Origin of the sequence: Frigoribacterium sp. CFBP 13729 (genome assembly GCF_014841875.1) — a bacterium.
Lineage (GTDB): Bacteria > Actinomycetota > Actinomycetes > Actinomycetales > Microbacteriaceae > Frigoribacterium.
Genome location: NZ_JACYUR010000002.1, coordinates 728,958 through 741,659, shown reverse-complemented (window position 1 = coordinate 741,659; position 12,702 = coordinate 728,958). Strand labels below are relative to the sequence as shown.

General features: G+C 72.1%; 9 protein-coding genes. 6 read left to right on the top strand and 3 right to left on the bottom strand.

The features are described from left to right. Positions 1-16: 16 nt before the first annotated feature. Positions 17-892: an SMP-30/gluconolactonase/LRE family protein gene (locus IFT77_RS09865; RefSeq protein ID WP_192041280.1), complete on the bottom strand. Its 876-nt coding sequence runs from the start codon at positions 890-892 to the stop codon at positions 17-19. Positions 893-1,015: 123 nt separating this feature from the next. Here IFT77_RS09865 and IFT77_RS09860 point away from each other — a divergent pair, with 123 nt between their 5' ends. The 3 genes from IFT77_RS09860 to IFT77_RS09850 all read left to right on the top strand — a co-directional run bounded on the left by IFT77_RS09860 (position 1,016) and on the right by IFT77_RS09850 (position 5,723). Further along, positions 1,016-2,959 carry a glycoside hydrolase family 15 protein gene (locus tag IFT77_RS09860; protein ID WP_192169858.1) on the top strand — a complete coding sequence of 648 codons (1,944 nt, stop codon included), beginning with the start codon at positions 1,016-1,018 and terminating at the stop codon, positions 2,957-2,959. Continuing rightward, entirely contained in the window at positions 2,959-5,370 is a 2,412-nt protein-coding gene (locus tag IFT77_RS09855; RefSeq protein WP_192169857.1) for a phosphoketolase, read from the top strand. Before IFT77_RS09860 ends, IFT77_RS09855 begins: the two co-directional genes overlap by 1 nt. Positions 5,371-5,447: 77 nt before the next feature. Next, positions 5,448-5,723, top strand: a complete 276-nt coding sequence (locus IFT77_RS09850; RefSeq protein ID WP_192169856.1) for a Rho termination factor N-terminal domain-containing protein — start codon at positions 5,448-5,450, stop codon at positions 5,721-5,723. Between the two features lie 30 nt (positions 5,724-5,753). On the opposite strand, the gene IFT77_RS09845 is transcribed toward IFT77_RS09850, so the two are convergent. Then, on the bottom strand, positions 5,754-6,782 hold the full coding sequence (locus IFT77_RS09845; RefSeq protein ID WP_192169956.1) for a Ku protein: 1,029 nt from the start codon (positions 6,780-6,782) through the stop codon (positions 5,754-5,756). Between the two features lie 92 nt (positions 6,783-6,874). Here IFT77_RS09845 and IFT77_RS09840 point away from each other — a divergent pair, with 92 nt between their 5' ends. From IFT77_RS09840 to IFT77_RS09830, 3 genes are all read left to right on the top strand, one after another. Next, complete coding sequence (locus IFT77_RS09840) at positions 6,875-7,762, top strand: SDR family oxidoreductase (protein ID WP_192169855.1); 888 nt, start codon at positions 6,875-6,877, stop codon at positions 7,760-7,762. Positions 7,763-7,910: 148 nt separating this feature from the next. Continuing rightward, positions 7,911-10,508 (top strand): ATP-dependent DNA ligase, encoded by a 2,598-nt coding sequence (locus IFT77_RS09835; protein WP_192169854.1) that lies wholly within the window; start codon positions 7,911-7,913, stop codon positions 10,506-10,508. A gap of 22 nt (positions 10,509-10,530) precedes the next feature. Continuing rightward, positions 10,531-11,925 (top strand): MFS transporter, encoded by a 1,395-nt coding sequence (locus IFT77_RS09830; protein ID WP_192041274.1) that lies wholly within the window; start codon positions 10,531-10,533, stop codon positions 11,923-11,925. A gap of 87 nt (positions 11,926-12,012) precedes the next feature. Here the strand turns inward: IFT77_RS09830 and IFT77_RS09825 are convergent, their stop codons facing one another. Next, complete coding sequence (locus IFT77_RS09825) at positions 12,013-12,660, bottom strand: MerR family transcriptional regulator (protein ID WP_192169853.1); 648 nt, start codon at positions 12,658-12,660, stop codon at positions 12,013-12,015. Positions 12,661-12,702 lie beyond the last annotated feature (42 nt).

Here is a 12,702-nt window from a genome sequence, read left to right as displayed (position 1 = left end):
TCAGGTGCTCAGGCCGTCAGGCCTGCGGGCCGAACAGGAACGGCGCGCGACCGGCCCGGTCGAGGTCGAGCGCGAACACGCCGCCGCTGAGGGGGTGCTCGGCGAGCTGGTCGTCGTCGAGCCCTTCGCGGGCGGACAGCACGAAGAGGGTCCGCAGGTCGGCACCGCCGAACCCGATGCCGGTGAGCAGCGGCACGGGGAACTCGATGCGCTCGACGACGTCGCCGTCGCGGTCGAGGTGCACGACGACGCTCTCGCCGTGGACGGCGCCCCAGAACTCGCCGAGCTCGTCCCGGGCGAGGCCGTCGTGCGACCCGCCCGACGAGAAGGGGACGAGCTCGCCGAGCCTGCCGTCGGCGTCCCACGACGCGCGGTAGATCGTCTCTCGGTCGGTGTCGGTGAGGTAGATCTCGGAGCCGTCGTCGTTCCACTCGAAGCCGTTGGTCGTCGTGAAGTCGTCGCGCAGCATCGTGACGTCGCCGTCGGGCCCGACCCGCCACAGGCCGGCGACGGGAGCGCCGTCCGGGTCGAGGGCCCCGACGACGAACGCGCCGAACGGGTCGCACTTGCCCTCGTTCAGGCGCATGCCCTCCTTGGCGAGCTCGACGGCCGCGAGCACCTGCAGCGAGCCGCCGTCGTCGTCGGTGAGCACGATCTGGTCCTCGAGGGCGGCGACGAGCCCGCCGCCGCGGCGCCGCTGGAAGCTGGGGAGGGGCGGGTCGACCGGCAGGGACCGGTCGCGCAGGCCGTCCGCCGAGGTGCGGTGCAGGAGCCCGGGCGTGATGTCCGTCCAGACGAGCTCCTGAGCGTCGACGTCCCAGACGGGGCTCTCGCCGAGGGTCGCCCGGGCGTCGAGGAACAGGCGGGGACGGGGCGTGCCGGTGTCGGTCATCCGTCCCGTCTACGCGTCCGGCCTGGCCGCCGCCTTCTCCCCAGGGGTACGGACCGGCCCCGTTCCGCACAGACCCCTGGCAGCGGCGAGCACGAGGAGGCGCGGGAGAGCACCGTAGGACGGGTGACCGACACCCTCAAGAACGCCCCCGCCGACACCGACGACTTCCACGACGACGCGTGGTCGGCGCCCGACCCCCGGGAGGACGGCTACGTCGCCCTGCGCTCGTACGGGGCGATCGGCGACGGCCGCACCGTCGCTCTGATCGCGCGCGACGGCCAGATCGACTGGCTGCCGTTCCCGTCGATGCCGAGTGACCCGGTCTTCTCGGGCATCGTCGACTCCGCCGACGGGGGCCGCGTCGAGCTGCGGCCGGTCGACGACGACTTCGAGGTCCAGCGCGCGTACGTGCCCGGCACGAACGTGCTGCGCACCCGGTTCCGCACCTCCGCCGGCAGCGTCGAGGTCACCGACGCGCTCGTGACCGGCGTGGCCGGCCGACTTCCCTGGGGCGAGCTCGCGCGTCGCGTCGACGGCCTCGAGGGCTCGGTCGAGATGCGCTGGGCCGTGGTGCCGGGCAACGCCTTCGGAACGCATCCCGTCACCCGGGTCGACACGGTGCACGGCCCCGTGCTCCGCGCCGCGGACATCAACCTGGCCCTGGTCGGCTTCGAGCACGGCCGCACCGACCCGACGGAGCCGGGCGACGGTGACGCGGAGGGGCCGCTCGAGTTCCGGGGCACGTTCACGACGACGCCGGGCTCGCGGTCGCTCATCTGCCTGTGCGGCACCGAGGACGAGCCCCTGCACCTGCCCGACCCTCACGTCGTCGACCAGGGCATCGACCGCACCATCGAGAACTGGGAGGGCTGGTCGACCGAGTTCAGCTGGGACGGCCCCTGGGCCGACGCCGTGCACCGCAGCGCGCTCGCCCTCAAGCTGCTCATCTACAGCCCCACCGGCGCCATCGCGGCCGCGGCGACCACCGCCCTGCCCGAGAACTTCACCGGCAAGAAGAACTGGGACTACCGCTTCGCGTGGGTCCGCGACCTCGCCTACACGGTGAACGCGCTGCTGCGCTTCGGGCTGCGCGAGGAGCCGCACGCGGCCGTCTCGTGGCTGCTCTCGGCGCTGAAGGCCAACGGCCACGAGATGCACATCTTCCTCGAGCTCGACGGCAGCGTCCCCGGAGGCACGCGCGAGACGGAGTCCGAGGGCTGGCGGGGCATCGGCCCCGTGTACGCCGGCAACCCGGCAGGCGGCCAGCTGCAGCTCGGCGTCTTCGCCGACATCATCGCGGTGATGAGCCAGTACGCCCACGGCGGCAACATGCTCGACGCCTCCACACAAGACCTGCTGACCGGCTTTGCCGACGACGCCTGCCGTCGCTGGCAGGAGAAGGACAGCGGCATCTGGGAGCTCGGCGACGAGCAGCACTACGTCAGCAGCAAGATGGGCTGCTGGCAGGCGATCGACGCCGCTCTCGGCCTGGCCGAGATCGGCCAGCTGCACCCGACCGACGACGACCTCGAGCACTGGAAGAAGAACCGCGACCTCATCGTCGAGTGGATCGACGAGCACGGCTGGTCGGAAGAGCGCGGCGCGTACCTCATGCACCCCGACAGCGACGCCCTCGACGCCTCGGTGCTGCTGCACGCCCCGAGCGGCTTCGACCGCGGCGAACGGATGTCGCGCACCATCGACACCATCCGTGCCGAGCTCGGCGCCGGCCCGCTCGTCTTCCGCTACAGCGGTGTCGACGCCGAGGAGGGCACCTTCGTCGCCTGCGCCTTCTGGCTGGCCTCCGCCCTGGCCTGCGTCGGACGCATCGACGAGGCCGTCGACCTGATGGACGAGCTCGTCGTGCAGTCGAACGACGTCGGGCTGTTCACCGAGATGATCAGCGCCGACGACGGGCAGTTCCTCGGCAACATGCCGCAGGGCCTCAGCCACCTCGCCCTCGTCAACGCCGCCATCACCATCGACGAGATGCGCACCGAGCTCGGCGTCCAGCCGGACGACCGACGCGACGGCGACGACGACGCGAACGACCGCCAGGAGAACTGATGACCGACGCCGCCGCTCCTTCGCCTGCCGCCCCTGCCGTCCCGGCCACGCCGGACGACCTCGGGCTCGTCGACGCCTGGTGGCGTGCGGCCAACTACCTGACGGTCGGCCAGATCTACCTGCGTGACAACCCGATGCTCGACCGCCCGATCGCCCGGGACGACATCAAGCCCCGCCTGCTCGGCCACTGGGGCACGTCGCCTGCGCTCAGCCTCGTCTACGCGCACCTCAACCGCGTGATCCGCCGCGACGACCGCGACCTGCTGTACGTCTGCGGCCCGGGGCACGGCGGACCGGCCATGGTGGCGAACACCTGGCTCGAGCACACCTACTCCGAGCTCTTCCCGCAGGTGCCGCTCGACCGCGACGGCATGCAGGAGCTGTTCCGGCAGTTCTCGTTCCCGGGCGGCATCCCGTCGCACGCGGCCCCCGAGACGCCGGGCTCGATCAACGAGGGCGGCGAGCTCGGCTACTCGCTCAGCCACGCCTACGGAGCGGTGCTCGACGACCCCGACCTCGTGGCCGTCTGCGTGATCGGCGACGGCGAGGCCGAGACCGGGCCCCTCGCGACGAGCTGGCACGCGAACAAGCTGCTCGACGCCGTGCACGACGGTGCAGTGCTGCCGATCCTCAACCTCAACGGCTACAAGATCGCGAACCCGACGATCCTCGCCCGCATCCCCGAGGGCGAGCTGCTCGAGCTGTTCCGCGGCTACGGGTACCAGCCGATCGTCGTGTCCGGCGGGTTCGACGGCGAGGACCCGATGGTGGTGCACGCGCAGATGGCCGCGGCGCTCGACGAGGCCTTCGGCCGCATCGACCAGATCCAGCAGGAGGCGCGCTCGGGCGAGAGCACCGAGCGCCCGCGCTGGCCGATGGTCGTCCTGCGCACCCCCAAGGGCTGGACGGGCCCGAAGGTGGTCGACGGCAAGGAGGTCGAGGGCACCTGGCGGGCGCACCAGGTGCCGCTGAGCGGTGTCCGTGAGAACGACGAGCACCGCGAGCAGCTCGACGCCTGGATGCGCTCGTACGGCGCCGACGAGCTGTTCGACGAGACCGGTGCGCCCGCCGGGTTCCTCGACGAGCTGCGCCCCCGCGGCGAGAAGCGGATGAGCGCGATCCCCGCGTCGAACGGCGGGCTGGTGCGTCGTCCCCTCTCGCTGACCGACTACCGCTCGCACGCCGTCGAGACCAGCGACGACCGCCGCACGACGGCGGAGGCGACCCGGGTGCTCGGTCGCTGGCTCGCCGACGTCGTGCGTGACAACCCGTCGACGTTCCGGCTCTTCGGCCCGGACGAGACGGTGTCGAACCGCCTCGACCCGGTCTTCGACGTCACCGACCGCGTGTGGGCTGCCCGCATCGAGGAGGAGGACGAGCACGTCGCCCACAGCGGCCGCGTGATGGAGGTGCTGAGCGAGCACCTGCTGCAGGGCCTGATGGAGGGCTACCTGCTCACGGGTCGCCACGGCCTGCTCAACACGTACGAGGCGTTCGTGCACATCGTCGACTCGATGTTCAACCAGCACGCGAAGTGGCTCGAGAGCGCCGACGACATCGCCTGGCGCGAGCCGATCTCGTCGTTCACGTACCTGCTCTCGTCGCACGTCTGGCGCCAGGACCACAACGGCTTCTCGCACCAGGACCCGGGGTTCCTCGACGTCGTCGTCAACAAGCAGGCGCACCTCGTGCGGATCTACCTGGCGCCCGACGCGAACACGCTGCTCGCCGTCGCCGACCACGCGCTGCGCACCACGGACACGGTGAACGTGGTCGTCGCCGGCAAGCAGGAGTCGCCGGCCTGGCTCTCCCTGCCCGAGGCGGAGGCACACGTCGCCGCCGGCGCGGGCATCTGGGAGTGGGCGGGCACCGAGGGCACGCCGGTCGACGGCGTCGACCCCGACGTCGTGCTGGCCTGCGCGGGCGACGTGCCCACCCTCGAGACGGTCGCCGCCGCGGACATCCTCCGCCAGCGCCTCCCCGATCTCGTGACCCGCGTCGTCAACGTCGTCGACCTGATGCGCCTGCAAGACGCCGACGAGCACTCGCACGGCCTCGCGAGCGACGACTTCGACGCCCTCTTCACGAGGTCGACGCCGGTGGTCTTCGACTTCCACGGCTACCCGACGCTCGTGCACCGGCTCACGTACCGCCGCACGAACCACGACGGCATCCACGTGCGCGGCTTCCAGGAGAAGGGCACGACCACCACGCCCTTCGACATGGCGATGCTCAACGACATCGACCGGTACCGGCTGGTGCTCGACGTGCTGCACCGCGTGCCCGGCCTCGCCGACGCGCACCCCGACCTCGTCGCCGAGTTCGAGGCCAAGCGCGCTGAGGCCAGGGCGTGGGCCTACGAGCACGGCGAGGACCTGCCCGAGGTCGTCGAGTGGGAGTTCGGCCGCTAGGTCGCCTCCTGCACCGGGGGCGTGCGCTGGTCCTGCGGACCGGTCGTGCGCCTCCGTCGCGGAGTACGGTCTCGGGCATGCCGAAGGACGACACACCCCCGCAGCTGAAGAACCCCGAGATGTACGAGGCCCTCCGCGACGAGGGCAACTCGAAGGAGAAGTCGGCGCGCATCTCCAACGCAGCGGCCCAGAAGGGCAACAGCGAGGAGGAGGTCGCGGCGAAGGGCGGCCGGTCGGGGTCGTACGACGACTGGACCGTCGACGACCTGCGCCGACGCGCGAAGGAGCTCGGGCTCAGCGGCTACAGCGACGCCAAGAAGGACGACCTGATCGAGATGCTGCGCGACCACTGAGGCCGCAGCCCGTCACCGAGGCGAGCGGCGTCAGCTCGCCTTCTTCTCCGCAACGGGCTTCTTTTCCGCGGCGGGCTTCTTCTTCGCAGCTGGCTTCTTCTCGGCTGCGGGCTTCTTCTTCGCCGCGGGCTGCTTCTTCACAGCTGGCTTCTCAGCCGTTTTCTTCTCGACTGGCTCCTTCTCCTTGTCGGGCGCCTCCTTCGCGGCGGGCTTCTTCGCGGCGGGCTTCTTCGCCGGGGCCTTCTTCGCACCCGACCGGCTCCGCTCCACCGACTGTCTCAGCGCCTCCATCAGGTCGATCACCTCGCCGTCGCCGGATCCGTCGCCGTCCTCGTCGTCGTCGTCCCCCGAGCGGCCGAAGGTCGCGTCCGTGTCGAGCGACTCGCCTTCCTCGAGCTTGGCGTCGATGAGCTTGCGCAGCTCCTCCTGGTAGTCGTCGCCGAACTGCGACGGGTCGAAGTCATCCCCCAGCGACTCCACCAGGGAGCCGGACATGTCGAGTTCCTTGCCGCTGATCCGCACCTTCTCGTCGAGCACGGGGAACCGCGCCTCGCGGACCTCGTCGTCCCAGAGCAGCGTCTGCAGCACGAGCACGTCGCCGCGCACGCGCAGCGCGGCGAGCCGGGTCTTCTGCCGCAGCGAGAAGTGCACGATGGCCGTGCGGTCGGTCTCCTCGAGGGTGCGCCGCAGCAGCACGTAGGCCTTGGGCGACGCGGAGTCGGGCTCGAGGAAGTAGCTGCGGTCGAACATCAGCGGGTCGAGCTGGTCGCTCGGCACGAACTCGAGCACGTCGATCTCGCGCGAGCGCTCCTCGGGCAGGGACTTCAGGTCGTCCGCCGTGAGCACGACCGTCCGGTCACCGTCGTCGAACGCCTTGTCGATGTGCTCGTAGTCGACGACCTTGCCGCAGATCTCGCACTTGCGCTGGTACCGGATCCGACCACCGTCCGCGTCGTGGACCTGGTGCAGCGAGACGTCGTGGTCCTCGGTGGCGCTGTACAGCTTCACGGGCACGTTGACGAGCCCGAACGTGATCGCGCCCTTCCAGATCGATCGCATGACGGTCATGTTCCTCCGCATGCGCTCCGAATGACCGGCTGACGGGTACAGACACCGGGCACGTCCCCCGCACGGCGTGCACCGTGGAGCGCATGAGCCAATACGACAAGAAGAACCCGGTCGACCTGTACCCCGCACCGCCGTTCCCGAAGCAGGAGCAGTCGCTGCCGGGCGAGGCCTGGAAGATGGACCCGAAGCCCGACCACGGCGAGACCAGCTACGTCGGCAAGGAGCGCCTCGTCGGGTTCCGCGGCATCGTCACCGGCGGCGACTCCGGCATCGGCCGTGCCGCCGCCATCGCCCTCAGCCGCGAGGGCGCCGACCTCGTGCTGAGCTACCTGCCCAGCGAGCAGACCGACGCCGAGGAGGTGCGCGACCTGCTCGAGGGCGAGGGCCGCCGCGTCGTCCTCGTGCCCGGCGACATCTCGGACGAGCAGTACTGCAAGGACCTCGTCGCGAAGGCCGTCGAGGAGCTCGGCGGGCTCGACACGCTCGTCATGGTCGCCGGCCGCATGAAGAGCAACGACGACATCCTCACGCTCACCACCGAGGACATCGACTCGACCATCAAGACCAACGTCTACTCGCTGTTCTGGCTGTCGCAGGCGGTCATCCCGCACCTCGAGCCCGGCTCGTCGATCGTCACGACCGGCTCGGTCCAAGGCACGCAGCCGAGCCCGGACAAGATCGACTACGCGCTGACGAAGGGCGCCATCGGCGTGTTCACGTCGGGCCTCGCGCAGCAGCTCGCGCCCAAGGGCATCCGCGTCAACCAGGTCTCGCCCGGCCCGGTCTGGACGCCGCTGCAGCCCGGCTCGGACGACGCCGAGACCGTGTCGGAGTTCGGCGGCCAGGCACCGTTCGGCCGTCCCGGCCAGCCGGCCGAGCTCGCCGCGGCGTACGTGCACCTCGTGAGCCCGGAGTCGAGCTACACCTCGGGTGCCACCATCACGATCGCGGGGGCCATGCCGGCCGTCTGACCGGCACCGCGCCTCCTCGGCTCCGCTCGCGGCCCGCTCCCCCGCCCCGGCGGGGAGGCGGGCCGTCGCGGTCCGCAGGCGCGGGCGTCCGGGACGCCCCGCACGACGAACGAGCATCATCGAGGCAGACGACACGAGGAGGCGCCGGATGGCCAGCAAGGGACGCGGCGAGCGCGTGCAGGTCGGCGGGCACGCGCTGCAGCTCACCAACCTCGACAAGGTGCTGTACCCGGCGAGCGGCACGACGAAGGCGGACGTGCTCGGCTACTACGCCGCCGTCGCGGAGTGGATGCTGCCGCACGTCGAGGGCCGTCCGGCGACGCGGAAGCGCTGGGTGAACGGCGTCGACGGCGAGGTCTTCTTCGAGAAGAACCTGCCCGACTCGGCGCCCGACTGGGTCGCCCGGCACGAGATCGAGCACAAGGACCACGCCAACGTCTACCCGATGGTCAACGACCTCGCGACGTTGACCTGGCTTGCCCAGGTCGCGGCGCTCGAGGTGCACGTGCCCCAGTGGCGCTTCGGGCCGCGCGGCGCGCAGCGGAACCCCGACCGCCTCGTGCTCGACCTCGACCCGGGCGAGGGCGTGGGCCTCGCCGAGTGCGTCGAGGTCGCGCAGCTGCTGCGGCCCCTGCTCGACGGGATGGGTCTCGAGCTCGTGCCGGTGACGAGCGGCAGCAAGGGCGTGCACCTCTACGCGCGGCTCGACGGGGGGCAGACGAGCGCGCAGGTCAGCGACGTCGCCCACGAGCTCGCCCGTGCCGTCGAGGCCGACCATCCCGACCTCGTGCTGAGCACGATGGGCAAGGCCGACCGACGCGGCAAGGTGCTGCTCGACTGGTCGCAGAACAACGGGAACAAGACGACGGTCGCGCCGTACTCGCTGCGCGGCCGCGAGCGCCCGACCGTCGCGATGCCGCGCACCTGGCGCGAGCTCGCCTCGAAGCAGCTGCGCCAGCTCGAGTACACCGAGGTGCTGGAGCGGCTCAGACGCCGCGGAGATCCCCTGGCCGACGTGTCGAGCGGCACTCCGGTGCCCCCCGGAGAACTCGGCGACGACATGCGCAACACCGAGTCGCCGGAGCACGACCCGTCCGGCGACGGCGAGACCCGGGAGCGCGGCGACCGGCTCGCGACCTATCGCTCGAAGCGCGACGCGTCGAAGACGGCCGAGCCCGTCCCCGCCGCCGCCCCGCCGACGAGCGACGGCCGCAGCTTCGTCATCCAGGAGCACCACGCCAGCCGCCTGCACTGGGACTTCCGACTCGAGCACGACGGCGTCCTCGTCAGCTGGGCGCTGCCCAAGGGCGAGCCCGACGACCCCGGCACGAACCACCTCGCCGTGATGACGGAGGACCACCCGCTCGAGTACGGCACCTTCGAGGGCACCATCGCCAAGGGCGAGTACGGCGCCGGCGAGGTCACCATCTGGGACTCGGGCACCTACGACGTCGAGAAGTGGCGCGACGGCAAGGAGGTGATCGCCGTGCTGCACGGCGAGCAGCGCGGCACCCGCCGGGTCGCCCTGATCCACACCGGCCACGGCGGCGGCAAGGCCGAGCAGAACTGGCTGATCCACCGGATGGCGGACGACGACGCGGGAGGCGCCGACGGAGGCTCCTCGGGCGGTCACGGCACGACGACGGCGAAGAAGGAGGCCGGGAAGAAGTCCGGCGGGAAGGGGCGGACGGTGATCGGCTCGGGGACCGGGTCCGGGTCTGCCCGCTCGACCCGCGCCTCCTCGTCGGGCCGGGCGGGCGACGGCGACGGCGACGATCGCGGTGACGCTCTCGACCCCGTCTCCCCGATGCTCGCCGTCGCGGGCACCGCCGCCGACGTCGACGACGACTGGGCGATCGAGATGAAGTGGGACGGCATCCGCGCGATCGCCGTCGTCCAGGGCGACCGGGTGACCCTGACCAGCCGCAACGGCCACGACCTGACCCCTGCCTACCCCGAGCTGCAGGTGCTCGCCGACCAGGTCGACAGCGACGGAGGCGCGGTGCTCGACGGCGAGGTCGTGGCCGTCGACGAGTCCGGCCGCCCCGACTTCGGGCTGCTGCAGACGCGGATGGGCCTGACGAAGCCCCGCGAGGTCGAGCAGGCCGCCAAGGGCGCGCCGATCCGCTACCTGCTCTTCGACGTGCTGCACGCCGAGGGGCACTCGCTCCTCAGGAAGACCTACGACGAGCGGCGCGAGGTGCTCGAGCGGATCGTGACCTCCGAGGGCCCGATCGACGTGCCGGTCGTCTTCGACGGCGACCTGGAGGAGGCGATGCGGACCTCGCAGCGCCTCCGGCTCGAGGGGGTGGTCGCCAAGCGCCGCGACGCCACCTACAGCGCAGGCCGACGCTCGCGCGCCTGGATCAAGACGAAGCACCACGCGACGCAGGAGGTGGTGATCGCGGGCTGGCGTCCCGGGAACGGCCGTCGCGCCTCCGGCGTGGGCTCGCTGCTGATGGGCGTGCCCGGCGACGACGGGCTCGTCTATGTCGGACGGGTCGGCACGGGGTTCCGCGATCACGACCTCGACGCGCTGCTGACGGAGTTCCGCGGGGTCGAGCGGAAGACCAGCCCGCTCGTCGGCGTACCCGCCGCGGACGCCCGCGACGCGCACTGGATCACGCCGTCGCGGGTCGGCGAGGTGTCGTTCGCCGAGTGGACGTCGACCGGGCGCCTCCGCCAGCCGTCGTGGCGCGGCTGGCGCCCCGACAAGTCGCCCGACGACGTCGTCCGCGAGAGCTGACCGCGGGGAGGAGACTCGAGGCATGACAGACGCCCGCGGCCAGCGCATCGTCCTCGTGGTCGCGGTCCTCGCCTCCTTCGTGGCGTTCCTCGACGGGTCGATCGTGACCGTGGCGCTGCCGGCCATCGCGCGGGGCCTCGGCGACGGAGGTGCGGGGCCGGCGAGCGGAGCCGACCTGACCCTGCAGCAGTGGGTCGTCGACGCGTACCTGCTCGCGCTCGGCTCGCTGATGCTCGTCGCGGGGTCGCTCAGCGACACGTTCGGCCGGGTGCGGGTGCTCCGAGCCGGCCTCGTCGCGTTCGCGCTGACGAGCGTCCTCGCCGCGCTCGCGCCCGACCCCGGCTTGCTCATCGCCGCCCGCGCGCTGCAGGGCGTCGCGGCGGCCCTGCTCGTCCCGTCGAGCCTCGCACTCATCACCTCGACCTTCAGCGGCCCGGCCCAGGGCCGCGCGATCGGCTCCTGGACCGCCTGGACCGGCGTCGCGTTCCTGATCGGCCCGCTCGCCGGCGGCGCCCTCGTCGACACCCTCGGCTGGCGGTGGGTGTTCGCCGTGGTCGTCGTGCCGGTGGTGCTGACGCTCGTGCTGATGACGCGCCTGCCCGGCGACGCGCACCGCGGCGGGCCCGACCAGCCGGCCCGCGTCGACGTCGTCGGCGCCGTGCTCGCCGCGGTCGGCCTCGCGGGCCCGGTCTTCGCGCTCATCGAGGGCCAGCGCGTCGGGCTCGGCGCCTGGTTCGTCGTCGTGCCGCTCGTCGTCGGCGTCGTCGCGCTCGTCGCCTTCGTCTGGTGGGAGCGGCGGGCGCCGCAGCCGATGATGCCGCTCGACCTGTTCCGCACCCGCGAGTTCGCCGTCGGCAACCTCGCCACCGTCGGCCTCTACGCCGCCATCAGCCTCGGCACCCTCACCATCCCCCTCGTCGTGCAGGAGCTCGCCGGCCTCACCGCCACCCTCGCCGGCCTCGTCACCCTGCCGACGACGATCGTGTCGCTGCTCTTCTCGACGATGTTCGGCACGCTCGCCGCGACGCACGGACCCCGCCTCTTCATGACGGTCGGGCCGCTGATCACGGCGAGCGGGTTCCTCTGGATGCTGCTCGTCCGCGACCCGATCGACGTCTGGTGGCAGGTCGTGCCCGGGGTCGTCCTCTTCGGCCTCGGCCTGTCCGTCACGGTGGCGCCGCTCACCTCGGCCGTGCTGTCGGGCATCTCGCCGGCCAGGTCGGGCATCGCCTCGGCGGTCAACAACGCGATCTCGCGGGTCGCCGGGCTGGTCGCCGTGGCGTTCCTGGGGGTGATCGCCGGAGGCGCCCTCACGGTCGACGGGTTCCACCGCGTCGTCGTCGTGGTCGCGGTGCTGCTCGTCGGCAGCGCGCTCGTCTCGTTCGTCGGCCTGCGGGGCACGCGCCGCGCCTCCTAGGGTCGCCGCCCCCTGTCCCGTCCTGTTCCGGGCGTCCCGTCGCGTCACGGCGAGACGCGATGCTCGGGACAGGACGGGACGCGCCTCCTAGACCGGAGGAGGCGGCGGCACCGGCAGCCCGCCGACGAGGTCGCCGAAGCGCCGCCACGACGAGTCCTGCTGCGCGAGCCGCCGGAGCGCCAGCAGCAGCGGCTCGACCAACACCGTCCCCAGCACGACGTACTGCACGGCCGCGTCGACGCTCTCGAGCGGGACCCCCGCGATCTCGGCGTCCGCGACGTCGTGCATCGCCCGCGCGTAGCCGTCGAGCCGCTCGGGCGGCAGGTCGAACCCGGCGGCCTCGAGGCCGTCGACGGCGACCTCGAGCGCGGCGAGCACGGGGCCGTCGCCGGGATCGACGGTCCAGCCCCAGCGCTCGACGAGGCCGCGCGCCCGGGCGTGGTCGACTCCCTCGGGCGCGGCGGGCGTGACGGCGTGCTGGGCGACCCCGAGCACCTCCCCCACCGAGTCGTGCTCCAGGTCGAGGAACTCGAGCACTCCGCGCGCCCGCGCCACGCTCAGCCCGCCGGGGCCGAGCAGCGCCCGCACGAGCCGCAGCCGCCGTACGTGCTCGTCGCCGTAGCGGGCCTGCGTCGCCGAGGTGCGCTCGCCCTCGGGCAGCAGCCCCTCGCGCAGGTAGTACTTGATCGTCGCGATCGGGACGCCGCTCACGTCGGCGAGCTCGGAGATGCGCACGGGTGCCCCCTTGACTTTGGATAGCTGCACTCTCCAAGATGG